General features: G+C 70.4%; 20 protein-coding genes. 4 read left to right on the top strand and 16 right to left on the bottom strand.

What is annotated here, in order from left to right; genetic code table 11:
• Window positions 1-6: 6 nt before the first annotated feature.
• From WFI00_RS09925 to WFI00_RS09880, 10 genes are all read right to left on the bottom strand, one after another.
• Window positions 7-2,289, bottom strand: a complete 2,283-nt coding sequence (locus tag WFI00_RS09925) for a beta-glucosidase family protein (protein WP_336631882.1) — start codon at window positions 2,287-2,289, stop codon at window positions 7-9.
• A complete protein-coding gene (locus WFI00_RS09920) occupies window positions 2,286-3,839 on the bottom strand; it encodes an arylsulfatase (protein ID WP_336631881.1) in 1,554 nt (517 codons plus the stop codon). The genes WFI00_RS09925 and WFI00_RS09920 overlap by 4 nt, the downstream gene beginning before the upstream one ends.
• Window positions 3,836-4,537: a TetR/AcrR family transcriptional regulator gene (locus WFI00_RS09915; RefSeq protein ID WP_336631880.1), complete on the bottom strand. Its 702-nt coding sequence runs from the start codon at window positions 4,535-4,537 to the stop codon at window positions 3,836-3,838. The genes WFI00_RS09920 and WFI00_RS09915 overlap by 4 nt, the downstream gene beginning before the upstream one ends.
• Complete coding sequence (locus WFI00_RS09910) at window positions 4,534-6,159, bottom strand: ABC transporter ATP-binding protein (RefSeq protein WP_336631879.1); 1,626 nt, start codon at window positions 6,157-6,159, stop codon at window positions 4,534-4,536. The genes WFI00_RS09915 and WFI00_RS09910 overlap by 4 nt, the downstream gene beginning before the upstream one ends.
• On the bottom strand, window positions 6,156-7,070 hold the full coding sequence (locus tag WFI00_RS09905) for an ABC transporter permease (protein ID WP_336631878.1): 915 nt from the start codon (window positions 7,068-7,070) through the stop codon (window positions 6,156-6,158). The genes WFI00_RS09910 and WFI00_RS09905 overlap by 4 nt, the downstream gene beginning before the upstream one ends.
• Before the next feature lies 1 nt (window position 7,071).
• Window positions 7,072-8,019 (bottom strand): ABC transporter permease, encoded by a 948-nt coding sequence (locus WFI00_RS09900; RefSeq protein ID WP_336631877.1) that lies wholly within the window; start codon window positions 8,017-8,019, stop codon window positions 7,072-7,074.
• 102 nt (window positions 8,020-8,121) lie between these two features.
• Window positions 8,122-9,657 (bottom strand): ABC transporter substrate-binding protein, encoded by a 1,536-nt coding sequence (locus tag WFI00_RS09895; protein WP_336631876.1) that lies wholly within the window; start codon window positions 9,655-9,657, stop codon window positions 8,122-8,124.
• 119 nt (window positions 9,658-9,776) lie between these two features.
• The gene (locus WFI00_RS09890; RefSeq protein WP_336631875.1) at window positions 9,777-10,946 is read right to left on the bottom strand and encodes a thiolase family protein; all 1,170 of its coding nucleotides are present in this window, start codon (window positions 10,944-10,946) and stop codon (window positions 9,777-9,779) included.
• A 2-nt stretch (window positions 10,947-10,948) separates the two neighbouring features.
• A complete protein-coding gene (locus tag WFI00_RS09885) occupies window positions 10,949-11,596 on the bottom strand; it encodes a 3-oxoacid CoA-transferase subunit B (protein WP_336631874.1) in 648 nt (215 codons plus the stop codon).
• Window positions 11,593-12,351, bottom strand: a complete 759-nt coding sequence (locus WFI00_RS09880) for a 3-oxoacid CoA-transferase subunit A (RefSeq protein WP_336631873.1) — start codon at window positions 12,349-12,351, stop codon at window positions 11,593-11,595. Before WFI00_RS09880 ends, WFI00_RS09885 begins: the two co-directional genes overlap by 4 nt.
• A 53-nt stretch (window positions 12,352-12,404) precedes the next feature.
• Between WFI00_RS09880 and WFI00_RS09875 the strand changes: the two genes are divergently transcribed.
• The 3 genes from WFI00_RS09875 to WFI00_RS09865 all read left to right on the top strand — a co-directional run bounded on the left by WFI00_RS09875 (window position 12,405) and on the right by WFI00_RS09865 (window position 14,301).
• On the top strand, window positions 12,405-13,196 hold the full coding sequence (locus WFI00_RS09875; protein ID WP_336631872.1) for an IclR family transcriptional regulator domain-containing protein: 792 nt from the start codon (window positions 12,405-12,407) through the stop codon (window positions 13,194-13,196).
• Between the two features lie 82 nt (window positions 13,197-13,278).
• Complete coding sequence (locus WFI00_RS09870) at window positions 13,279-13,548, top strand: glutaredoxin family protein (protein ID WP_336631871.1); 270 nt, start codon at window positions 13,279-13,281, stop codon at window positions 13,546-13,548.
• 63 nt (window positions 13,549-13,611) lie between these two features.
• Complete coding sequence (locus WFI00_RS09865; protein WP_336631870.1) at window positions 13,612-14,301, top strand: GntR family transcriptional regulator; 690 nt, start codon at window positions 13,612-13,614, stop codon at window positions 14,299-14,301.
• On the opposite strand, the gene WFI00_RS09860 is transcribed toward WFI00_RS09865, so the two are convergent.
• Genes WFI00_RS09860 through WFI00_RS09850 form a run of 3 tightly spaced genes read right to left on the bottom strand, consistent with a single transcriptional unit; the run spans window position 14,264 to window position 17,963 of the window.
• On the bottom strand, window positions 14,264-15,226 hold the full coding sequence (locus tag WFI00_RS09860; RefSeq protein ID WP_336631869.1) for a 3-hydroxyacyl-CoA dehydrogenase: 963 nt from the start codon (window positions 15,224-15,226) through the stop codon (window positions 14,264-14,266). The genes WFI00_RS09865 and WFI00_RS09860 overlap by 38 nt on opposite strands.
• Entirely contained in the window at window positions 15,226-16,476 is a 1,251-nt protein-coding gene (locus WFI00_RS09855) for an iron-containing alcohol dehydrogenase (RefSeq protein WP_336631868.1), read from the bottom strand. The genes WFI00_RS09860 and WFI00_RS09855 overlap by 1 nt, the downstream gene beginning before the upstream one ends.
• A complete protein-coding gene (locus WFI00_RS09850) occupies window positions 16,473-17,963 on the bottom strand; it encodes an NAD-dependent succinate-semialdehyde dehydrogenase (protein ID WP_336631867.1) in 1,491 nt (496 codons plus the stop codon). The genes WFI00_RS09855 and WFI00_RS09850 overlap by 4 nt, the downstream gene beginning before the upstream one ends.
• Before the next feature lie 208 nt (window positions 17,964-18,171).
• Between WFI00_RS09850 and WFI00_RS09845 the strand changes: the two genes are divergently transcribed.
• Window positions 18,172-19,845, top strand: coding sequence for a sigma-54-dependent Fis family transcriptional regulator (locus tag WFI00_RS09845; RefSeq protein WP_336631866.1), 1,674 nt, complete (start codon window positions 18,172-18,174; stop codon window positions 19,843-19,845).
• A gap of 40 nt (window positions 19,846-19,885) precedes the next feature.
• Here WFI00_RS09845 and WFI00_RS09840 read toward each other — a convergent pair whose 3' ends face one another.
• Genes WFI00_RS09840 through WFI00_RS09830 form a run of 3 tightly spaced genes read right to left on the bottom strand, consistent with a single transcriptional unit; the run spans window position 19,886 to window position 24,150 of the window.
• The gene (locus WFI00_RS09840) at window positions 19,886-20,896 is read right to left on the bottom strand and encodes an ABC transporter permease (protein WP_336631865.1); all 1,011 of its coding nucleotides are present in this window, start codon (window positions 20,894-20,896) and stop codon (window positions 19,886-19,888) included.
• Complete coding sequence (locus WFI00_RS09835; protein ID WP_336631864.1) at window positions 20,893-23,415, bottom strand: ATP-binding cassette domain-containing protein; 2,523 nt, start codon at window positions 23,413-23,415, stop codon at window positions 20,893-20,895. Before WFI00_RS09835 ends, WFI00_RS09840 begins: the two co-directional genes overlap by 4 nt.
• Before the next feature lie 15 nt (window positions 23,416-23,430).
• Window positions 23,431-24,150, bottom strand: coding sequence for an SDR family NAD(P)-dependent oxidoreductase (locus WFI00_RS09830; protein ID WP_336631863.1), 720 nt, complete (start codon window positions 24,148-24,150; stop codon window positions 23,431-23,433).
• Window positions 24,151-24,222: the final 72 nt, after the last annotated feature.

Raw genomic sequence — 24,222 nt, 5'->3', positions numbered from 1 at the left:
GCCTCATCACACGTCGTCGCTCATCGCGACGATCTCGTCCGCATCGAACGGGAACCCCGGGAACTCCGTGAGGGATGCCATCGGCACGCTGAGCACCGAGTCCCTGCCCGCCTCGTCCGCGAGCAGGTCCGCCATGCGCCCGGTGATCCCTCCTCGTTCGGCGATCGCCTCCGTGAGGCGGGGTCCCCGTCGGGCATCGGCGAGCCACTCGCCGAAGCTGGACCACAGCGTGAGGGGGACGGAGACGGCGCGACCGGCCACCTCGGCCGTGCCGCGCAGACGGATGTCCCTCGAGGATGCTCCGACCCGCACCTCGAGCACGCCGCCCTCGAACTCCCACGCGTCCGAACGCACATCGAAGTAGCCGAGCCGGTCGCGGGCGACCGCGAAGGAGACACGACGCGACGCACCCGCCGCGAGATGCACCCGGGAGAACGCGCGCAGCTGCTGCTCGGGCATCCGGACCACCGCGGAGTCCTCGGCGACGTAGAGCTGGACGACCTCGTCGCCGGCGCACGCCCCGGTGTTCGTGATGCGCGCGCTCACGGTGAGGGCGACCTCGGACGAGGGGTCCGAGGACGGCTCGATCTCGAGCTCGTCGTACGCGAAGGACGTGTACGACAACCCGTGCCCGAAGGGGAAGTCCACGGCGAGGCCGAGGGCGTCGTAGTGGCGGTATCCCACGAACACCCCCTCGCCGTAGCGGACGTGCCCGGCTTCGCCGGGGAAGGAGAGATAGGACGGGGTGTCCTGGAGCCGCTGCGGGACGGTCTCGGCCAGCCGCCCGGCGGGGTTCACGTCGCCCACGAGGACGTCGACGATGCTGTCGCCGTGGGCTTGGCCGGTGAGCCAGAACTCGACGATCGCCGCCATACCCTCCCGCCACGACGCCGTGCTCACCGCGGACCCGTTGCTGAGGCATGCCACGACCGGGACGCCGGAGCGCCCGAGACGCGTCAGCAGGGACCGCTGCACCTCCGGAAGCTCGATCGAGGTGCGGTCTCGGCCCTCCGCCTCGGCGGACCCCGGCAGTCCCACGCACGCGATGACGATGTCCGCCTCTGCGGCCAGCGCGACCGCCCGATCCTCTTCGGCGGCGTCGATCGTGGCGGCGTCCACGGCGTAGCCGGGCGCGAAGGTCACGACGGCGCCACGCTCCGTGAGCCGCGCGTGGAGGGAATCCCACGCGCTCACGACGCGCGTCGGGTTCACCGCCGAGCTCCCGGCACCCTGATACCGCGGCTCGCGGGCGAGGGAGCCGATGACGGCGATGCGCACGCCGCCCAGATCACGCAGCGGCAGGACGCCGTCGTTCGTCAGGAGCACGGCGCTGCGCGCGGCCGCGCGCCGCGCGAGGTCGTGGTGCGCGCCGGGATCGGCGGCATCGGCGAGCGCCTCCGCCCGCGTCGTCCGCCTGCCGAGCAGAGCGAGCCGCTCCGCGACCGCCTCCAGGACCTCGGGGGCGAGGGCGCCGGATCTCGCCGCCTCGGCGACGCGAGCATCGTCGGGCCGTCCGGGCATCCGCAGATCCAGGCCCGAGCCGACGGCGTCGACCGGGTCGTGCACGGCGCCCCAGTCGGACACCACCACGCCGTCCCAGCCCCACCGCCGTCGGAGCGTGTCGGTCAGCAGGAACGGGTTCTCCGAGGCGTACACGCCGTTGATCCGGTTGTACGAGGACATGATCGTCCACGCCGGCTCGACCTCCAGGGCGACCTGGAAGGCGCGCAGGTAGATCTCGAAGAGGGTCCGCCGATCGACGTCGGCACTCACCCGCTGACGATCGGTCTCCTGGTTGTTGACGGCGAAGTGCTTCAGACAGGCCGCGACACCCTGCGACTGGATGCCCGCGACCATCGCTCCGGCGAGGACGCCGGCCAGCAGCGGATCCTCGGAGTAGTACTCGAAGTTGCGGCCGCACAGCGGACTGCGCTTGATGTTGAGGCCGGGGCCGAGGACAACGTCGACGCCCTGGGCCGCGGCCTCCGCGCCCAGCGCCCGGCCCACCTCGGTGATCAGCTCCGGGTCCCAGGAGGAGGCCAGGGTGACGGCGGGCGGAAAGCACGTCGCCGGGAGGCTCCGACCGATGCCCAGGTGATCGGGCGCGTCGTCGTTCTGGACGCGCAGCCCGTGCGGGCCGTCCGCCAGGCGAAGAGCCCGCACCCCGTCGGCGGGCGATGCGGGGGTGGACCAGTAGTCGACACCCGTCGTCAACGGTGCGCGGCGGAGCGCCGCCGTCGAGCGATCGGCGACGCTCACCTCCGCGTCGGGCTCTGCGGGCCCGCTCATCCCATGGCCCGTTCCGGAGCGAGTCCGCGGGACACATGGTCCGCGAGCACGTCCTCCCAGGGGATGACACCGTTGCGCTGCGCCCACGCCTCGTACTCGGCGAGGAGCTCGGCGGCCAGAGCGGGCTCCGCGGCGGAGAGGTCGTGCGACTCCCCCCGGTCGACCGCGATGTCGTAGAGCTCCCAGGGGCCTCCCCACTCACGCACGAGCTTGTACCGTCCGCGACGCACCGCCGCGTTGCCGACGTGCTCCCAGAAGAGCGTCCGCTCCTCGGTGGGCTCGCCCCGCCATACGGGCAGCAGCGACTCCCCCTCGAGATCGGACTCCAGTCCCATAGCGTCCAGCACGGTCGGGACGATGTCGATGATGTGGCCGACGCCCGGCATGATGTCGGCCCCCGCCGGCACGCCTCCCGCGGGCCACGACGCGATGAACGGCGTCGAGATGCCGCCCTCGTGCACCCACCGCTTCCACATCCGGAACGGCGTGTTCGAGACGGTCGCCCATCGCTCGCCGTAGCTCTGGTAGGTGTTCGCGGGACCGGGCATCAGATCCGGGTGGTTGCCGACGACGACCTCCTCGCCCGCGCGGGTGACGGGAGGGCACACGAGCTCGGAGAAGCTCGTGCGTCCGGGAGTGATCTCTTCGCTGCACCCGCCGTTGTCGGAGAAGAAGAGGACGATCGTGTCCTGGTCGACGCCCGCGACCTCGAGGGCGTCGAGGATCCGGCCGACGCCTCGGTCGAGCGACTCCACCTGAGCGGCGTACACGGCCATCCGCTCCGTCTCCCACCGCGCGTCGGCGGGCCATCCGTCGAGGTCGGCACCGACCTCGAACCGCTCCACACCGGACGCGACTCCGAGATCACGCATCCGGGCGAACCGCTCGGCCTGCACGCGCGCCCAGCCGACGCCGAAACGATCGCGGTACTTCGCGATGTCCGACTCGTCGGCCTGCAGCGGCCAATGCGGCGCGGTGTACGCGAGGAACAGGAAGAACGGCTCCTCGGCCTCCGCTCGCCGCCGGATGAAGTCGACCCCGCTCTGGGTGATGTCCTCCGTGAAGTAGTAGTCCTCCGGGAGGTCGGCGTCCGCGACGCGCTGTTCGCCCTCGGTGATCGGCGGGTTCCGGTAGCTGGATGCGCCGGGGAGCATCCCGCGGAACTCGTCGAACCCTCGTCGTGTGGGCCACGTCGCGCTGGGCACAGTCATGTCGCTGGCGAGGTGCCACTTCCCGAAGACGGCGGTGGCGTACCCCTCGTCCTTCACGCGCTCCGCGAGAGTGGGGACGTCCGGGTCGAGGGACCCGGGGTACCCGCGGGGACGATTGTCGGTGGTGAGCACGCCGATGCCGACGGAGTGCGGGTGACGGCCGGTGAGCAGGGCGGCGCGCGAGGGCGAGCAGCGGGGTGTGACGTAGTACGAGGTCATACGGACACCGCGCGCGGCGAGACGCTCGAGCTGGGGGGTGTCGATCTCCCCGCCGAACGGGGAGATGTCGGAGTATCCGAGATCGTCGGCGAGGACGATGACGACGTTCGGGCGGTTCATGTCGTCGGTTCCTCCGATGGCGCGGGTGCGCTCCCGGGGTCGCGCAGGTAGGGGGTGAGAAGGGTCAGGAAGAGCCGGACGTAGCCGGCACGGTCGAACGCCTGCGGGTCGACCACCCATTGCGCGCCGAGGCCGTGCGAGATCGCGATCAGCCAGCGCGCGATGACCTCCGCCGTGATGCCCTCGGGGAGCGTCGACTCATCGATGGCCCGCCGCACCTCCGCGATGTTGCGCTCCAGCACATCGAGGTCGCGCGCCCGGAACCAGTCGTGCGCGGGGTGGTCGGGCGCAGTGCTCTCCGCGGAGAGCACCACGAACAGCTGCACCAGCTCGGGATGCAGATCGTTCTCGGAAAGACCGCTGACGAAGGCCTCGAGCCCGGGCATCCCGGCGCGCTTGCGCTCCTGGCGCCGCGCGGCACCCTCCTCCTCACGTTGCTGCATCACCGCCAACAGCAGGGCGCTCTTGTTCGGGAAGTAGTGGAAGATGGCCGCCTGGGTGATCCCGACCTCCCGGGCGATGTCCGCGAGGCTCACCGAGTGGAATCCTCCGGACGCGAACAGCGTCATCGCCGCGCGGAGGATCTCCTGGCGCCGGATCTCTCCGCGGGCGCGGGGGACGATGCGCGGGTCGGTCCGCTGAGCGGAGACCTCGGTCGACGCGACACCGTCCGATTCGTCGTGCGTGGTGGATGTCATGCGAAGACCTTGTCTACGTCGGGCGTCGCCGCCAGGAGCGTGCGCGTGTACGGATGCTGCGGATCGCCGTAGATCTGCTCGGTGTCGCCCGTCTCGACGATCCGGCCTCGCCGCATCACCGCCACTCGGTGGCTGATCGCCCGGACGACGGAGAGGTCGTGGGAGATGAACAGATAGGCGAGCCCGTACGTCCGCTGCAGCGACTCGAGCAGATCGAGGATCTGCGCCTGGATCGACACGTCGAGCGCCGACACCGGCTCGTCCAGGATAAGCAGGTCAGGGTCGGAGGCGAGAGCGCGCGCGATGCCGATGCGCTGACGCTGCCCACCCGAGAACGCCCACGGATACCGGTCCAGATACTCCGCCGAGAGGCTGACCCGTTCGAGCAGCTCGACGCTGCGCTCGCGCACCTCGCGCGCGGGCACGTCCGCGATACGCAGCGCCTCCTCTAGGGACTGCCCGGCCGTGCGTCGGGGGTTCAGCGACGAGTAGGGGTCCTGGAAGACGTACTGGATCGACCGCACCATCGCGCGCCGCTGCGCCGGGGTCATCTCCGCCGCGGACACCCCTCCGACGCGGATCTCCCCCTCGGTCGGCTGGTTGATCCCGACGATCGTGCGCGAGAGCGTGGACTTGCCGCACCCCGACTCGCCCACGAGGGCCAGCGTCTCCCCCGGTGCGACCGTGAGGCTGACGCCGTCGACGGCGAAGAACGGCTGCGCGGGACGGAACAGGCTGCGGCGTCGGGTGTTCACGTCCACCCGCAGGTCGCGCACCTCCAGAACCGGGGTCGCCGCCTCGGTCGGCGCGTCGTGGCGCAACGGCGCATCCATCCGGGGAATCGCGGCCATGAGCTTGCGCGTGTACGCGTCGACCGGATTCGCGAGGACCTCGCGCACGGGACCACGCTCGACGATCCGTCCCTTGTACATCACCAGCACGTCGTCGCACAGCTCCGCCACGACACCCATGTCGTGGGTGATGAAGACGATCGCGATCCCGAGTTCGTCTCGCAGGCGACGGAGGAGCTCGAGGATCTGCGCCTGGATGGTGACGTCGAGAGCCGTGGTGGGCTCGTCGGCGATCAGGATCGCCGGATCGTTGGCGAGGGCGATCGCGATGACCACGCGCTGGCGCATGCCGCCGGAGAACTGGTGCGGGTACTTCTCCGCAGCCTGCAGCGGTTCGGGGATCCCCACCTTCTCGAGCAGTTCGATGGCTCGGGCCTGCGCGGCGGCGCGCGCGACGCCGTGGATGAGCATCGCCTCGACGATCTGGTCCTTGATCCGCATCACGGGATTCAGCGCGGCCTGCGGATCCTGGAAGATCATCGCGATCTCCTTGCCGCGGACGCCGAGCATCTGCTTCTCGCTGAGGCCGAGCACATCGCGTCCCTGGATCTCGATACGCCCGTCCGCGACGCGGCCGGGGTGACGCAGCATCCGCATGAGCGACTTCGAGGTGACCGACTTGCCGGAGCCGGACTCGCCGACGATGCCGAGGATCTGCCCCGGGCGCAGGTCGAAGGACACGCCGTCGACGGCGGTGAGAGGTCCGGCCGGCAGGTCGAAGACGACGTCGAGGTCGTCGACGCGCAGCACGGGCTCCGTGGGTGAGGTCATTTGCGGTTCACCGTTTCGTTGAGGGCGTCGGAGATGAGGCTGAACGCCATGGAGAGCAGGATGAGCACGACGGTCGGCCCGAGGACGTACAGCGGGGATGTCTCGATGAACCTCATCCCGACGTTCAGGAGCGACCCGAGCGAGGGCTCGGGCGGCTGGATTCCGAGGCCGATGATGCTGAGGCCCGCCTCGATGAAGATCGCGCTGACGACGAAGATCGCGCCGTTGACGAGAACGGGGTCGATGGCGTTGGGAAGGATGTGGCGCAGGAGGATCGTGCCCCTCCCGACGCCGAGCGTCCGCGCCGCGACGACGTACTCGCGCTGGGACTGCTCGAGCAGCGCCGCGCGCGCCTGGCGTCCGAACGACGGGAGTCCGCTGACGGCGATCGCGACCACCAGGGCCGTCCAGCCGGGGCCCATGATGAGCACGATGCACACGCCGAGGACGACCCCCGGGAACCCGAGGATGATGTCGAGCACACGCTGCACGAACGTTCCCGCGAAGCGAGAGAGGGCACCCAGCAGTCCGAGTGCGGTCCCGACGATCATGCTGATCGGCACGGCGACGCCGATGATCGACAGGTCCATGCGCAGGCCGTACATCGTGCGGACGAAGAGGTCGCGGCCGATCTCGTCGGTGCCGAACGGGTGTGCGAGGCTCGGGCCCTCGAAGGCCGCGAACACCTGCCTGTCGTAGCCGCCGGGGAACAGGACCGGGGCGAGCAGCGCCACCCCGATCAGCAGGACGAGGACGATCAGCCCGCTGAGACCTCGCGCCGTGCGGAAGGCTGCTCCGTACCGGCGCACCGTCACGGGCAGGGTGACGCGGCGCTGCCGGCGCTGCTCCGCTCGGAGGGTCTCCGTCGACGGCGGGTACACGATCGTGCCGGTGGGACGCGGATCACTCATCTCAGGCATCCAATCTGACTCGGGGGTCCAACGCGGCGAGCGCGATCTCGGTGAGCAGCTGTGAGATCACGGCGACCAGCACGGCCGCCATGATCAGCACCTGGATCAGCTGGTAGTCCCGCGCGTTCACCGCCTGCACCGCGAGCTGGCCGAGTCCGTTCCGGGCGAAGATCGCCTCGATGATGATGGCGCCCCCGAAGAGCTCTCCGATCCGCAGTCCGATGGCGACGACGGCCGCACCGAGGCTCGTGCGCAGGACATGGCGATACGTGACCCGTCGGGGCGAGGCGCCCTTCGCCCGGGCGAGGTCCACGAACTCCTCTCCGCGCGTGGACCGCATCGTGGTCTGCAGCAGGCGGGCCACCGCGGGCGCCAGGGCGAGGCCCAGGGCGAGGGCGGGGAGAAGCAGGTACTGGATGCCGATGCCGAAGTCCTCGGTGAGGGAGACCTCGCCGCTCACCGGCAGGAGTCGCCATGCCACGCCGAAGAGGACGATGAGCAGGAGTCCGATGAGGAAGGCGGGTGTGGCGATGAGCAGCGTGTTGACGGCGTCGGTGGCCAGACGCGCGCCGCGCCCGCGGGCGGAGCCGCCGAGGATGCCGAGACCCATCCCGAGCACGATCATGAACACGGCCGCCAGAAGCGCGAGCTGCACCGTGCTGTCGAGCCGGCTCGCGATGAGCTCACCCACCGGCCGGTTGAAGACGTACGACTGGCCGAGGTCGCCGCGGAAGACGCCGCCGAGCCACGTGAGGTACTGCACGACGAGCGGCTGGTCGAGTCCGAGCGAGGTGCGGATCGCCGCCACCTGCTCCGGAGTCGCCTCCGAACCGGCGATGGTCTGAGCCGGGTCGCCGGGCGCGAAGCGCGGCAGGAGGAACGCGATGATCGAGGTGGCGAACAGGACGAGGAGGGTGGCCGGAATCTTGCTGACCAGGAAGCGCAGCATGCGTGGATCCTTCCGCCGCAGCGGGTGAACGGGAGGGACAGGGTGTGCCGGCCGGGCCCGGGGACGACGCGCGGTCGCGCGTCCTCCCCGGGCGCCGGTCCGTCAGTCGGCGAGGAAGGCGGCGCCGGCTTCCAGGTACGCACGAGAGCTGTACTCGGCGCCGTGCACGGAGGTGGACTGCACCGCCTGGCCCGCGGCCTGCACGATGACGCCCGTGAACGCCTCGTCGAGGATGTAGGCGGTGAGCTCGTGGAGCGCGTCGTCGTACGTGTCCGCCGTCGCGGTCGTGACCGCCTTCCGCAGGGCGACGTACTCCTCCGGCCAGAACTTCGAGGGGTTGCCTTCGCGGAGCGAGGGAAGGGTGTTCAGCAGTGTCGCCGGGCCGAGGCTGTAGAGCCCGTGGACCGGGAGGAACGCCTGGCCGAGCTCTCCGGCCACCTGGTTCTTGTCCCAGGTCTGGGCGTCCTGCACGACGATGGTGGGCTGCAGACCGACCTCTTCGAGGTTGTTGCGCACGATCTCGGCGAGGCCGGTGTTCTGGGGCAGGCCGATCACCGTCACCTCGACGGCCGCACCCGCGGCTCCGGAGTCCGCGAGCATCTTCCGCGCCTTGTCCGGGTCGTATGTGTAGTGGGTGGCGAGATCCGCGGGGTAGCCGGGGGTGGCCTCGTCCCAGAAGAGGTCGGTCACGATGCCGGCGTCGCCGAACACCTGGTCGGCGATGCGCTGACGGTCGATCGCGTACTGGAGCGCCTGACGCGGCTCCTTCTTGTCGAACGGAGCGCGCGTCACGTCGACGCCGAGGGGGTACGCGCCGCCGGCGGTGCGCACGATGGTGAAGGACGGATTCGCCGAGAGCGACTTCACGTCCACCGGGCTCATCGAGAGCGCGATCTGGCTGCGGTCGCTGCGGACGGCGTTGAGCATCGCGGTGCTGTCGGAGATGACGGCGATGTCGATGCCGTCGAGGTAGGGCTTGTCACCCCAGTACGCGTCGTTGCGCACGAGCGTGGCCTCCGACCCCGGGGTCCAGCTCTCGAAGACGAACGGACCGGTTCCGATCACCTGGGAGCCGTCGGCGAGGCCGGCCACCGTCTCGGAGTCGAGGATGTAGATCTGCTCGAAGAAGTCGAAGATGTTCGGCGTCGGGGCCGTGAAGTTCACGACGAGCTCCGTCGCGCTCGTGACGTCGATCGACTGGAACGACCGGGCGATGTAGCCGACCTGCGCGCTGTACTGCGGGTCCGCGGCGGCTTCGAAGCTGAACTTGACGTCATCGGCGGTCATCTTCCTGCCGGTGTGGAACGTCACGTCGTCCCGCAGGGTGATGTCGATGCTCATCGAGTCGTCGGCCACGCGCCAGTCGGTCGCGAGCAGCGGCTGAGGCTTCATCTGCGCGTCGTAGGAGGTGAGCGTCTCGAAGACGTTCGAGGCCCACGAGGTGTTCCCGGCCCGGGCGGCCAGGACGTTGCGCGGCTGCAGGTCACCGGCCTGGGCGACCTGCAGGGTGCCGCCCTCCACCGGCGACGCCGACGGCGACGCCTCTTGCTGCTGAACAGCGGACTGACACCCCGTCAGGGTGAGGGCGAGGGCCGCTGCGGCTGCGAGCACGGTGACTCGCCACGGTCGTGTGAACATCGTCGTCCTATCTCATCGTCGTCGAGGTGATGGGATCAAACTAACTTACTGTTCAATTAATTACAACCGAAGAACCTCGTCCCGCACCGACCGTGACAAATCGCCGCAGCCGGCGCCGCTCACCTCTCCAGGACGACCGCCATGCCCTGACCGACCCCGATGCAGATGGCGACGACCGCGACGCCGCGACCGCGCCGCGCGAGCTCGTGCGCGGCGTGACCGATGATGCGTCCTCCGGAGGCCCCGAGCGGATGACCGAGCGCGATCGCGCCCCCGTGGATGTTCACGATGTCCGGGTCGAGGTCCCTCCACCCGCGTATGCACGCGAGGGACTGCGCGGCGAACGCCTCGTTGAGCTCGACGACGTCGACGTCCGCCCAGGTGCGTCCCGCGCGCGCCAAGGCCTTGTGGGCGGCCTCGATCGGCGCGATCGGGAAGTCGTCGGGATCGACGCCGTGCACGGCGCGGCCGGAGATCCGCGCCAGGGGCTCGGTGTCGAGCACGCCCTCCCGCCCGAGCAGCACGGCCGACGCCCCGTCATTGATCGAGGACGAGTTCCCGGCGGTGACCGATCCGTCCGTGGCGAACAGAGCCTTCAGCCCGGCGAGCGCCTCGGTGCTCGTGTCGTCGCGGATGCCCTCGTCGCGGAGCAACGGGACGCCGGGCACCGCGACGACCTCGTCGGCGTAGATCCCGGACGCCCAGGCGCGCGCGGCGAGACGATGCGAGCGCACCGCGAACTCGTCCTGATCGTCACGGCTGATCCCCCACTCGCGGGCTGTCTTCTCGGCGGCTTCGCCGTTGGAGATCGTCCACGGCGCCGGGAGCGCGGGGTTGACCATCCGCCAGCCGATGGACGTGTTCCACATGGTCTGGTTGCCCACCGCCGGCCACGGACGTGCGGACTTCTCGACCACGAACGGGGCGCGGCTCATCGACTCCACCCCGCCCGCGAGGACCAGCTCGGCGTCGCCCGTCTCGATCGCGCGGGCGCCCTGGACGACGGCCTCGAGGGAGGATGCGCACAGCCGATTGACCGTCGTCCCGGTGACCGACGTGGGAAAGCCCGCGAGGAGGGCTCCGAACCGCGCGACGTCGCGATTGTCCTCACCCGCCTGATTCGCATCGCCGAAGATCACGTCGTCGATGCGCGCCGGGTCCAGACCCGCGCGCGCGACGCTCGCACGCATGACCAGCGCGGCGAGGTCGTCGGGCCGGATGCCCGACAGCGCACCCCCGCCGCGTCCGAACGGCGTGCGGACGGCGTCGTAGACATGGGTCGCAGGCACGATCACTCTCCTTCTCTCAGGGTGAGTCCGGTCAGACGCGACAGCGACTCCACGGTGTTCCCACCGAACGCCTCGCGCACGGCGAACCCGCTCGGGGTCACGTCGAACACCGCGTGATCGGTATAGACGCGGGTCACGCACGCGACACCGGTCAGGGGGTACGTGCACTCCGCGACGAGCTTGGACTCGCCGGTCTTGGTCAGCAGGTCGGTCATCACGTAGACGGACTTGGCACCGATCGCGAGATCCATCGCGCCGCCGACCGCGGGGATCGAATCCGCCGCCCCGGTCGACCAGTTCGCCAGGTCTCCCGACTGAGAGACCTGGAAGGCACCGAGGACGCAGACGTCGAGGTGGCCGCCGCGCATCATCGCGAACGAGTCGGCCTGATGGAAGTAGGCGGCACCGGGCAGGGCGGTGACCGGGAGCTTGCCGGCGTTGAGCAGATCGGGGTCGACCCGCTCCGCGGAGGGACGCCCACCCATGCCGAGGAGGCCGTTCTCCGTGTGCAGGACGATCTCGAGCCCCTCCGGCAGATGATCCGCCACGAGCGTCGGTGCGCCGATCCCCAGATTCACGAACGACCCCTCCGGGATGTCGGCCGCGATGCGCGCGGCGAGCTCTGCGCGGGTCAGAGGTGAGGTGCTCATGCGCTCGCTCCGGCCGTCGTCAGGGGTCTTCCGGCGGGTCTGCCGTCGACATCCACCCCACCGGTGAAGACGCCATCGGTCAGCCAGATCCGCTCGCCCACGCACACCACGGCGTCGACGTAGATCCCCGGAGTGACGACGGATTCCGGATCGAGAGCACCGAGGGCGACCACCTCGTCCACCTGCGCGATCGTGGTGGCCGCGGCGGTCGCCATGATCGGTCCGAAGTTGCGCGCGGTCCCCCGGTAGACGAGATTTCCCCAGCGGTCCGCCCGCCAGGCGGAGATCAGCGCGATGTCGGCCCTGATCGGATACTCGAGGACGTAGTCGCGCCCGTCGATCGTGCGCACCTCACGGCCCTCCGCGAGACGGGTGCCGACGCCCGTCGGCGTGTAGAACGCACCGATACCGGCCCCGGCCGCCCGGATGCGCTCCGCGAGGTTCCCCTGGGGCACGAGCTCCAGCTCGATCCGCCCCTCCCGGTACAGCGCATCGAAGACCCACGAATCGTGCTGGCGCGGGAACGAGCAGATGATCTTCCGCACGCGACCCGCCGCGAGGAGCGCGGCGAGACCGGAGTCGCCGTTGCCGGCGTTGTTGTTGACGATCGTGAGATCGGACGCGCCGTGGGCGATGAGGGCGTCGATGAGCTCGACCGGCTGTCCGGCGCGGCCGAAGCCTCCGATCATGACCGTCGCTCCGTCGCGGATGGAGGACACCGCGGCGGCAGCCGACGGTACGGACTTGCTGATCATGTCGGCTCCTGTGCCTCTTGACGATGTTCGCTATGCGAACTAAAGTGCGTATAGTGAATACTACTCCCGACGAGGCGCCGGCGCGACGCGACACCGAGCATGTGCAGTCCCTCGAGCGCGGCCTGGCCGTGATCCGCGCGTTCGACCGGGACCATTCCCGCATGACGCTGAGTCAGGTCGCCGCGCGCGCGGGGCTCAACCGGGCGGTGGCGCGCCGACTGCTGCTCACCCTCTCCTCCCTGGGCTACGTGGAGTCGGACGGACGCGAGTTCCGCCTGCGCGCAAAGATGCTCGAGCTCGGCTACGGCTACCTGTCGAGCATCGGACTGCCGGAGATCGCGGAGCCGCACCTGCGGCAGCTGTCCCTGAGCACGGGCGAGTCGACCTCGATCGCCGTCCTCGAGGACGACAACGTCGTGTACGTCGCGCGCGTCGTCGTCTCGCGGATCATGTCGCTCGCGATCGGCGTCGGCACGCGCCTGCCGGCGGCGGCGACCTCCCTCGGGCGCGCGATGCTCGCGTACACGGATGAGGAGTTCGTCCGCGGCCTCCCCCTGCCGGCGCACACCCCGCACACCCTCACCGACCACGACGAGCTGGCGGCGGTGCTCGCGCAGGTGCGCGAGCGCGGCTGGGCGCTCGTGGATCAGGAGCTCGAGCTCGGGCTGCGATCCGTCGCGGCCCCCCTCCGCGACGCCTCGGGGCGCGTCGTCGCCGCGCTCAATGTGTCGGCCTCCGCGCGGCGCGGCACCCTCGCCCAGATCGAGGACGAGATCGTCGCTCCGCTGTGCGCCGCCGCGGCCGCGATCGAGGCCGATCTCCGGCGCGGAGGGGTCCGCCTGTGACGGCGCCGTCGCACTCGCGCCGGAGCGGTCTCAATGTGAGACTGCGCTGCCTGTCGACGCAGCCGGGCGATAGCGTGTGACCATGTCGGTGCCTCCTCCCACGATCACGGTGTACGGAACCCCCACGTGCGCCGATTGCCGCCGCTCCACGGCCGTCCTGAACGCCGCAGGGGTCCCCTACGAGTGGGTCGACATGTCGACCGACGCGGACGCGACCGCCTTCGTCCTGGCCCAGAGCGGTCGCACCAGCACCCCGTACATCGTCTTCCCGGATGGGACCTCGGTGACGGATCCCTCCGACGCGCAGCTGCGCGACAGACTGCGCGAGCTCGGCCTGCCCGACGGGTCCTGACCGGGCGGCGGTGCAGCACCCCCGGACAGCCTCGCGCCGGCGCCTCCGATCTAGAGTGAATGTATGACGACGACCAGCCGCACCGTGCCGCACGACGCGGCGCCGTTGCGCCAGAAGGTCGTCGAGGCGCTCCGCGAGGACATCCTGGACGACGTCCTCCACCCCGGCGAGCGCCTCCTCGAGAACGCGCTGTGCGCACGGTACGGCGTGTCCCGTACGGTGGTGCGGGAGGCGTTGCGCCAGCTCGAGTCGGAGCGCCTCATCACGATGCTGCCGGGACGCGGGCCGATCGTGACGGTGCTCTCCGAGGCCGACATCCGCGAGCTCTACGACGTGCGTCGCGTTCTGGAGGGACTGGCGGGAGAGCTCTTCGCCGAGCGCGCAGACGACGCCGAACGGCGCGCCCTGATCGACCACCTGGCGGACATGGAGTCGACCTATGTGCGCGGCGACGTCGCATCACGCAGCGCCGCGAAGGACACCTTCTACCGGCTTCTCATCGAGGGGGCGCACAACGATGTCCTGGCGGAGAACCTGGCCGGCATCCACACCCGCATCGGGATCTTCCGCCATTACGCCTACGTGGACGAGCAGCGGGTGGCGGTGTCGATGTCCGAGCTCCGCGTCATCGTCGCCGAAGCCGCCGAGCACCAGGACCCGCAGGCCGCCCGCAGCGCCTGCGAGCACCACATCCGGCTCGCGGGCGATCTCGCGATCATCGAGTACCGGCGTCATCGGCCGGCGCTGGACTGACGGCCTTCTCGAGCCGCCGCATGAGCTCCTGATCGCGCCACCGCACGCGCTCCTCCCACGCCTCGAGAGGAAGCACCGCACGTCGCTGCGCGGTCACGTCGGCGACGAGATCCGGCGTCCACGGGTCGTCCTGCCCGCGTGACGCCCCCATCCTCGCGTACGCGGGCCCCATCTTCTCCGCGTGCGAAGCGATGCCGCCGCGGGTGTTCAGATCCGCCGTCTCGAACGGACCCATGAAGGTCCACCGCCGCCCGAGGCCGCTGCGCACCACTTCGTCGATGTCATCGACCGTGGCCACACCGTCGCGCACCAGACAGTACGCTTCGCGCAGAAGAGCGCCCTGCAGTCGGTTGAAGACGAACCCCTCGATCTCCGCGTGCACCAGCACGGGGCGCAGGCCCGCCGCGGTGTAGATCTCGCGCGCCCGGTCGACCGTCTCCGCCGAGGTGAGCGGCGACGGCACGAGCTCGATGACGGGGATGAGGTACGGGGGGTTCCCGGGATGCGCGATCAGCACGCGGTCGCGGGCCGGCGTCGCCGTGGCGAACTCGCTCGCCACGATCGCCGAGCTCGAGCTCGCCAGGACGCACCCGGCCTCGCTGTAGGCACCGAGCTGCTGGAACACCTCGCGCTTGAGGTCGAGTCGTTCCGGGACGCACTCCTGTGCGAGCTCGGCACCGGCGAGGGCATCCAGCAGGATCTCGTGGAAGGTGACACGGGCGCGGACGGTGTCGGGGGCTTCGGCGAGGAGCTCGTTCTCGTCGAGCAGAGCGAGGCGGTCGATCAGCTCCACCGTGGCGCGGGCGGCGGCGCCCGGCACCGGATCCCACACCCGCACGTCGAAGCCGGCCCGGGCGAAGAGCACCGCGAACGCCACCCCGATGGACCCCGCACCGGCGACCGCCACGGTGCGCGGCCCGGGCATCAGTCCCACCACGACCTGTCACCCGCGTAGCCGCGCTCGAGGACCCGGATGATCCCCTCCCGGGTCACCTCGCGCGGATTGTTCGCGGTGAGCCGGGTCGCGAGCATCGCCTGATCGGCCACGTAGCCGAACTGTTCCGGCTCGAGCCCGAGCTCACGCAGCGACGCAGGCACGCCGAGCGCCGAGAGCAGCTCCTCGACGCGGACGATGCCCGCCCGGCCGTTGACCGCTTCGTCGGCTGCCGGGTCGTGCACGCCCAGCGCCTCCGCGAGCTCGGCGAAGGCACCAGGATTCGCCGGCAGGTTGTACCGCATGACGTACGGCAGGAGCGCGCCGACGCCGATGCCGTGCGGCGTGTGGGTGAGGTTGCCGATCGGCGACTGGATGGCGTGCGCCGAGGCGGTTCCTGCGGTGTTGATCGCCATGCCGGCGCAGAAGGACGCCAGCATCGTGTCCGACCGCGCGTCGAGGTCGGACGGGTCCGCGACGACGCGCTCGAGCGATGTGTTGAGCAGGCCCAGGCCGGTACGGCAGAAGACGTCGGTCAGCACGTTCTTGCCGACGTACAGGTGGTCGACGATCTCCTGCGGACTCGGATTCTTCGCCCGGTCGGTGAACGACTCGACGAGGTGCGAGAGGGCATCCGCGCCCGTCGCCGCCGTCAGACCGGGAGGGCACGTCACCGTGAGCTCGGGATCGACGATCGCGATCGTCGGCTCGAGGTGCTCGCTCGCGACGCCGACCTTCATCCCCCGCTCGGCGTCGAAGACGACGGCGATGCACGTCACCTCCGCGCCCGTTCCGCCCGTCGTGGGGATCGTGATGACCGGAAGCCCGCGGCTCGGCACGAGGTTCTCGCCGTAGTAGCGGCTGATGTCGCCGCCGTGTGCGAGGACGAGCCCCGCGACCTTCGCCATGTCGAGGCAGCTGCCGCCGCCGAGCCCGACGATCACGTCGACGGATGCCGCCTCGAACTCCTCGGCGAGGCCGTCGATGTCCTCGCGCGGCAGGTCGGGCTGCACCCGGTCGAAGACGCTCACCGCGATGCCGGCGTCGTCGAGGCCCGCGCGCAGCTGCGCGAACTCGTCCGTCGTCGCCATGCGCGCGTCGGTGCAGATGAGCACCGAGGTGCCGAGCCCGCGGACGAGGTGCGGGAGCTGACGACGCTGGCCGGGGCCGAACAGCACGGTGCCCGGCTGGCGCAGCAGGCCGAGCCCGATGCTGTTCGTGACGTCCGTGGGAGTGCTCATCGCGCCGCCGCCTCGTCGATCGTGAGCGCGATGTACTTGCGCTCCATGAACTCGTAGATGCCCTCGTGCCCGCCCTCGCGTCCGAGGCCGGAGGTCTTGATGCCGCCGAACGGCGCGGCGGGATCGGCCATGATGCCGCGGTTGACCCCGACCATGCCGAACTCGAGCTGCTCGGACACCGCGATCGCCCGCGAGACGTCCCGCGTGAAGAGGTACCCCGCGAGCCCGTAGCGGGTGTCGTTCGCGGAGGCGATCGCCTCCGCGACGCTGTCCACCGTGTACAGCGTCGCGACCGGGGCGAAGAGCTCCTCGTTGCACAGGTCGGATGCGCCGTCGGCGATCGTGAGCACGGTCGGCTCGAGGAAGAAGCCCGGGCGGTCGATCGCCCTCCCGCCCGTGTGCACGGTCGCCCCCTCGGCACGGAAGCGGTCGACGAGGGCCAGCACGCGATCACGCTGACCCGCGGTGATCATCGGACCGACGTCGACGCCCTCCGCGAAGCCGTCGCCCACGACGAGCTCCTCGGCACGGGCGATGAACTTCTCGGTGAACTCCGCCGCGATGTCCGCGTGCAGGATGATCCGGTTCGCGGCCACGCACGCCTGTCCGGCGTTGCGGAACTTGCAGATGGCCGCCTGCTCCACGGCGAGGTCGATGTCCGCGTCGTCGAGCACGATGAACGGACCGTCGCCGCCGAGCTCCATCGAGGCGTTGACGATGTTCTCGGCCGCCTGCGTCAGGAGGGTCGTTCCGACGCCGGTGGATCCCGTGAAGCTCACCTTCCGCAGCCTCGCGTCCGCCATCACCGCGGACGACACCGCCGCCGAGGTGCTCGTGTGGATCAGGTTGACGACGCCGTCGGGGAACCCCGCGTCCGACAGGGTCGCGGCGAACAGCGCGGCGGTGAAGGGGGTCTCCCGCGCGGACTTCATGACCACCGTGCATCCGGCCGCCAGTGCCGCGCCCGCCTTGCGTGCCGACATCAGCATCGGGAAGTTCCAGGGCGTGATCAGCAGGCTCGGCCCGACCGGCTGATGCGTCTCGATCACGCGGTATCCACCGGGGCTGCCCTCCTGGAACGTCCCGTGCAGATGCGCGACCTGCTCGGCGTACCAGAGGAAGAAGCCCGTGGAGAGCGCGAACTCGCCGACGGCCTCGGCGCGCGGCTTGCCGCTCTCGAGGACCATGACGTCGGCGAAGGCGTCCGCTCGCTCCATGAGCAGGGCGTAGGCCCGATGGAACAGATCGGCGCGTCGACGCGGCGCCCACGCGCGCCACTCGGCGGCGGCGGCCGTCGCGGCGGCCAGGGCGTCCAGCGCGTCGTCCGCAGTGCCGTCCGCGACGGCCCCGATGACCGTCTCGTCGGCGGGGTTGACCACGGGGATGACGCGATCGGTCTGGCGCCACTCCCCCGCGATCAGCAGTCCGGTGGGGACGGCGTGGCCTCTCAGCCGGACGGACGGCGCGATGTCGACGACAAGCGACATGGTCGTGCTCCTTTCGACCGCGTCTTCGCGGCGGTTCGGATAACTCTCAGGACACAATCTAACTCAAGATCGTATTCTCGTATTACGATCTTACCAAGGGCCGCAGCACGCCGATGACACGGGGTCGGATGCGCGTGTTCGGCCGTACGATATGTCGCAGGGCGAACCCGATCACCCGACCCTGCCGAGGCGCCAATGGAGGTGCAACGTGACGTCTGCTGTCGACGGACATCGGCCGGATCACACGACCAGACGCGACGTCGAGCTCGCCGACTCGTGGCAGCGCTCGCGCGTCGCGCTCGGCGACCCGGGCAACATCCACGACGTGCCGCACGTGCCGGAATCGCTGCTCGACGAGCATCTGCTCGACATGCTCGGCGCGCCGATGGCGCGCTTCGCCGACGACATCGACGGCACGGGTCTGGCGTTGCTGCTGGCCGACGCGCGAGGCCAGATCCTGCAGCGCTGGTTCGAGGACCGGCAGGCCGAGTCGCACCTGGATCGTGTCGGAACGGTGCGCGGCGCCGTCCTCGCGGAGAACGTCGTCGGCACGAACGGCGTCGGCACCGTCGTCGCCTCGGGACGTCCCGTGCAGATCAGCGGCGACGAGCACTACGCCGACTTCTATAAGGACGCCGTCTGCACCGGCGCCCCCGTGCTGCATCCGATCACGCGCAATCTCGTCGCGGTCGTGACGCTCTCGTGCGATCTGACCCCGCGCAGCGAACTGCTGCGCCCCCTCGTGCGTTCGATCGCCAACGGCCTCGAGCAGCATCTGCTCTCGGTGGAGCACCCCGAGGCCCGCGAGATGCTCAGCATCTTCCTGGACGCCAGCCGCGAGCACCGCACGCCCGTGGTCGCGTTCGGTCCGCACGGCGCGATGATCCAGAACGCACAGGCCGGTTCCCTCACCCCTCAGGACATGGCTCTCCTGCGCTCCCTCGGCGAGGAGCGCCGGCCGTCCGGCTCGTATACGGTCCAGCTCACCTCCGGAACGGTGCTGCTCGACTTCACCCCCGTCGGCCCCACCAACAACGTCGTCGCGCTGCGGGATCAGCCGCGTTCGCACGTCCACCAGGTCGGAGCCCGCCTGCCCGAAGCGGTGCCGACCCGCTCGGCGCAGTGGCTCGCGCTGACGAGCGAGTTGGGCAAGCTCGCCGCCATCGGAGACCCGGTCCTGATCGTCGGCGAACGGGGCGTGGGCAAGCTCACTCTCGCCCAGCACGCCGTCGACGACCCCGGAGCCGTCACGCTCAACGCCGCGGAGCTGCACATCCTCGGAACCCGCCAATGGCTCGCACGGCTGTCGGAGAGCTTCGGGGCGCACTCCCGGGTGATCGTGCGCGGGGTCGAGACCCTCGATGCGCCCGCGCTGGACGGGCTCAGCGCGGTGCTCGACGCGCATGCCGACGTCGACGTGATCATGACGTACTCCGCCGAGGAACTCGCCGCCGCCGATCCGGTCATCCTCCAGCTGGGCGCTCGCCCGCTCTGGGTCCCTCCACTGCGCGCCCGCGCCGAGGACCTCCCGGAGCTCTGGCGTGCGATGGTCGCCGCCCTGTCGCCGCGCGCGCGTCTCGAACTCACGGACGAGGCTCATGCGCTGCTGCGCTCCTACGCGTGGCCCGGCAATGTCAAGGAGCTCCGTCGCCTCGTGCGCCAGCTGGTGACGGCGGGCAAGTCGGGGCTCGTCACGGCGGGCGACCTGCCGGCCAACATGCAGAGCGCGAAGAACCTGACGATGATCGAACGCGTCGAGCTGGAGGCGATCCGCAAGGCGCTCCAGGAGGCCGGCGGCAACCGTGTGCGCGCCGCCGACATCCTGGGCGTCTCGCGCGCCACGGTCTACCGGAAGATGAAGACCTACCGCATCGGCGGATGAGGCGCATGACCGGGGGATCATCTCCGGATCGTCCGCGCGGTCACGTGGCCGGGACCGGCGCGGAGCGTCGGCGCAGGCTGAGCGTGCCGAGGATCGCGCGCGCGAGGATGACGGCCAGCAGCACACCGGCCTGAGCGATCAGCTGCATCGGCTCGGGGATGCCCACGGCGCGCAGGAGCTGACCGAGCTGGGTGAGGAACAGGGCCGCCACCCCGGTCGCGATGATGGCCGACCTCCCACCCGTGAGCGCGGTGCCGCCGAGCACGACCGCGGCCACGGTCGGCAGCAGGTACGCGTCGCCGAAGAAGAGCGGAGGCGTGCTCACGTAGCCGGTGTACAGGACCGCGGCCAGACCGTAGGCGACACCTGCAAGGCCGTACGCGAGGGTCTGATAGGTGCGGACGGGCAGCCCGATCGCCGCCGCGGCCGGCTCGCTCACGCCGACCGCGGTCAGGCGGTGTCCGACGACCGTGCGCCGCGAGACGAACCCCACCACGATCACCACGACGATCGCGATGATCAGTGCGTGAGGGACGGGGCCGAGCTTGCCCTTCGCGAACGCCGCGAGCCCGGCCGGCGCTCCGGCGGGGGTACCGCTGGAGAGGGCGAACACGGTGCCGAGCAGGATCGCGTTCATGCCGAGCGTCACGACGAGCGACATCACCCCGAAGCGGGTGACGACGATGCCGTTGACGAGACCCGCCACACCGGGCAGGACGACGGCCGCCACGATCGCCAGCCACGCAGGCCACCCGAACCACTGGGGCAGGGCAGATGCGAGCACGGCCCCGAAGGCGAGCATGCCGGGGACGGAGAGATCCAGACCGCGCTGCTGCACGACCAGGGTCTGGCCGACGGCGGCGATCGCGAGCACGGCGGCGAAGGGGAGCATCCCGGCGACCGCGGCGTAGCTGAGGCTCGCCGGCGCGACGAGGGGGCTCGCGAGGAAGAGGAGGATCGTCGCGACCCAGATCCCCGCTCCGCCGCCGGAGTTCACGCGACGCCAGAGCGCCTGCACGGACGTGGTCGTGGTGGTCGTATCGGTCATCATGCCCTCCGGATCCTGCGCAGCTGCGCGTACAGCACGGCGGCGCCGACCGTGATCAGGCCGGGCAGCCAGTATCCCCACGCCCCCGACAGGCCGAGGAAGGACGGGACTCCCAGCACCTGCGCGACGAGGATGCCCGCCGCGATGATGCCGATGAACGACCCGCGTCCGCCGAAGATGCTCGCACCGGCGAGGACGACGACCGTGACCGAGGTGAGGGTGAACGAGAGTCCCGGCCTGCCGTCGCCGACACCGATCTGCGACATCAGGATGACGGCGGTCGGCAGGACGAGCACCGACGTCAGCACGTACGACAGCAGGTGGACACGGTTCGTGCGGATGCCGAGCCGAGCCGCGGCGTCCTTGCGGGACCCGACCGCGCGCAGCTCGACGCCCCAGCGGGTGCGCCGCAGCGCCCACTCGAGGGCGAGGGCGATGACGACCGCGATGATCGTCACGACCGGCACGAAGCCGACCGCGGCGAACACCCAGTCGGTGACCTGCGTCGTGATGGTGCCCCCGGGCGTCGAGCGGAGCGTGAACAGCGCCCCCTGGAGGGCCAGCGCTATGGCGAGGGTCACGACCACCGGATTGAGGGCGAACCGCGTCACCAGGAAACCGTTGACGAACCCCACGGCGAGCGCCGCGATCACCATCAACCCGATGCCGATCAGGATGTTTCCGCCGTCTATGACGAAGTAGGAGGCGATCACCACCAGGAGGCTGAGCAGCGGTCCGACCGAGAGGTCGAACCCCGCCCCCATGACCACCACCTGCTGCGCGCATCCGATGAGGATCATGAGCGCGGCCGTGAAGAGGATGTTGTTGAGGCTGAAGGCCGAGAAGTAGAACGGGTTGGCCGCCCCGACGAAGGCGCTGAGCGCCACGATGATGAGCCCGAGCACCGCGGCGGGCGAGTGATCGCCACGCAGCCAGCTGCGCAGCCTCCCCGCGCGGGAGGCCTGCGGGTCGCGCTGACGCACCGAGGTCGAGGTCAGCGCCGCATGCGCGATGCGCTCCTCGGTGACCTCGTCGCCGCTGAGCCGTGACACCACGCTGCCGCGCGACATGATCATGACTCGATCGCACAGGCCCTCCAGCTCGACGCCGTCGGAGGAGAGGATGACCACCGCCGCGCCGTCGTCGGCGGCTCCCCGCAGGATGCTGTAGATATCGACGCGGGCGCCGGCATCCACCCCCTGCGTCGGCTCCTCCGCGAGGAGGACCTTCGGACGCGCGAGGAGGGTGCGGGCGAGGACCGCCTTCTGCTGGTTCCCGCCCGAGAGCGAGCCGATCGGCGTGCGCCACGAGGGCGTCTTGATCGACTGGCGCGCGATCTGCTCGCGGGAGACGGCCGAGACGGCGGACTCGTCGACGACGCCCATCCGCGAGAACCGCCCGAGTGTCTTCATGACGATGTTCTCGCCGACGCCGAGGTCGAGGAAGACCCCTTCGCCGTGCCGATCCGCGGGGACGTAGACCACTCCGGCGCGGGAGGCGGCGGTGTTGCTGCCCAGCCGCACGCTGCGGCCGTCGATGGTGACGTCGCCGCTCGCGTTCTCCAGGCCGGCCAGCGCGCGGATGAGCTCCGCCTGCCCGTTGCCCTGGACGCCGGCAAGGCCGACGATCTCGCCCGCGCCGACGGTCAGGCGGATGTCGGAGAAGTGGCGACCGGAGAGGCCTTCGACCACGAGGACCTCGCGTTCCGGAAGCAGGGGGTCGCGTTTGGGTGGGAAGACGGCGTCCAGAGCGCGGCCGACGACGAGCTCGACGATCTGGGACTCGCTGACGCTGTCGGCGGCGAACGTCCCGCGCACGGCGCCGTCGCGCAGGACCGTGATGCGGTCGGCGATCTCCTTGACCTCGGGGATGCGATGGGAGATGTAGACGACGGCGGTCGCCGCGTCGGTGAGATCCCGGACACGGCGGAACAGCCGCTCCACCTCCTCGCGGTTGAGGTGCTCGGTGGGCTCGTCGAGGATGAGGACCCGGGGGCGAAGGGCGAGCGCGCGGGCGATCTCGACGACGAAGCGCTGCTCGACGGAGAGTTCGCTGACACGAGAGGCGGGGTTGATCCCCATCTGCCACGGGTCGAGATAGTCCCGCGCGGCGTGGCCTGCGCGTCGCAGCCCCGAGAGGGAGTTCAGGCCCGTGCTGATCGCGAAGTTCTCCGCGACCGTGAGGTCGGGGAGAAGGGCGGGATCCTGGCGGACGATCGCAAGCCCGAGCGCCCGGGCCTCGTCGGGGGACGCGCCGGTGAGCGCTTGTCCGCCGATCTCGACCGCGCCCGATTCCGGGGTGAGGGCGCCCGAGGCCACCGCCATGAGGGTGGACTTGCCCGCGCCGTTCTCGCCGACGAGGGCGTGGACCTCGCCGGCGACGACGTCGAGACTGACCGACTTCAGAGCGCGCACGCCGGGGAAGGTCTTCTCGATGTCGGTCAGGCGCAGCGCCACGGCGCCGAAGGGCAGATGATCGTCCCGCGTGATTGAGGGAAGGTTGGTCGTGGAGGAGATGCTCACGTCGGGTCCGTTCTGCTACTGGGCGAGGTAGCCGCCGTCGATGACCAGCTCGGCGCCGGTCATGAACGTGGACTCGTCGCTCGCGAGGAAGAGCGCTCCGGCGGCGATCTCTTCGGGCGTGCCGGCGCGCCCCATGGGGGTCATGCTGACGACGTACTCGTTGATCTCGGGAGCCTGCGACTCGGTGAGGGGGGTCGTGATGAAGCCCGGGTGCAGCGAGTTGATGCGGATGCCCTTCGTGGCGTAGGTGATCGCCGCGTTCTTCGACATGTTCCGCACGGCGCCCTTCGTCGCGTGGTACGCGTGCGCACCGGCCACCGCGGCGTTGCCCCAGATCGACGAGACGTTGATGATCGAGCCCGCGGCCTGCTCGAGCATGGAGGGCAGCACCGAGCGCATCCCGAGCCAGACACCCGTCTGGTTCACCGCGACGACGCGGTCCCAGTTCTCGTGGGTCAGCTCGTCGAGCGTCTCGTACGCGATGATGCCGGCGTTGTTGACGAGCACGTCGATGCGCCCGTGCTCGGCGAGGACGTCGGCGACGAGGGCATCCCATCCCGCCTCCTCCGCGACATCCTGACGGCGGAAGGCGATGCCGGCCGGGAAGTCGTCGTGCGGGCTCTGGCTCGTCGCGATGACGGTCGCCCCCTCGCGGTGGAAGGTCTCGGCGATCGCTCGTCCGATCCCTCGTCCGGCGCCGGTGACGATGGCCACCTTTCCCTGCAAACGGCTCATGTCCTGTCCTGTCTCGCTCGTCCTCGAGCGCGGTGAGAGTGGAGGTGGGGCGGGCCGCCCGACACGCTCGGC

The sequence above is a fragment of the Microbacterium sp. MMO-56 genome (assembly GCF_037146215.1).
Taxonomy (GTDB): Bacteria; Actinomycetota; Actinomycetes; order Actinomycetales; family Microbacteriaceae; genus Microbacterium.
The sequence above is the reverse complement of the archived record's forward strand: the minus strand, read 5'-3'. Positions and strand labels throughout refer to the sequence as shown.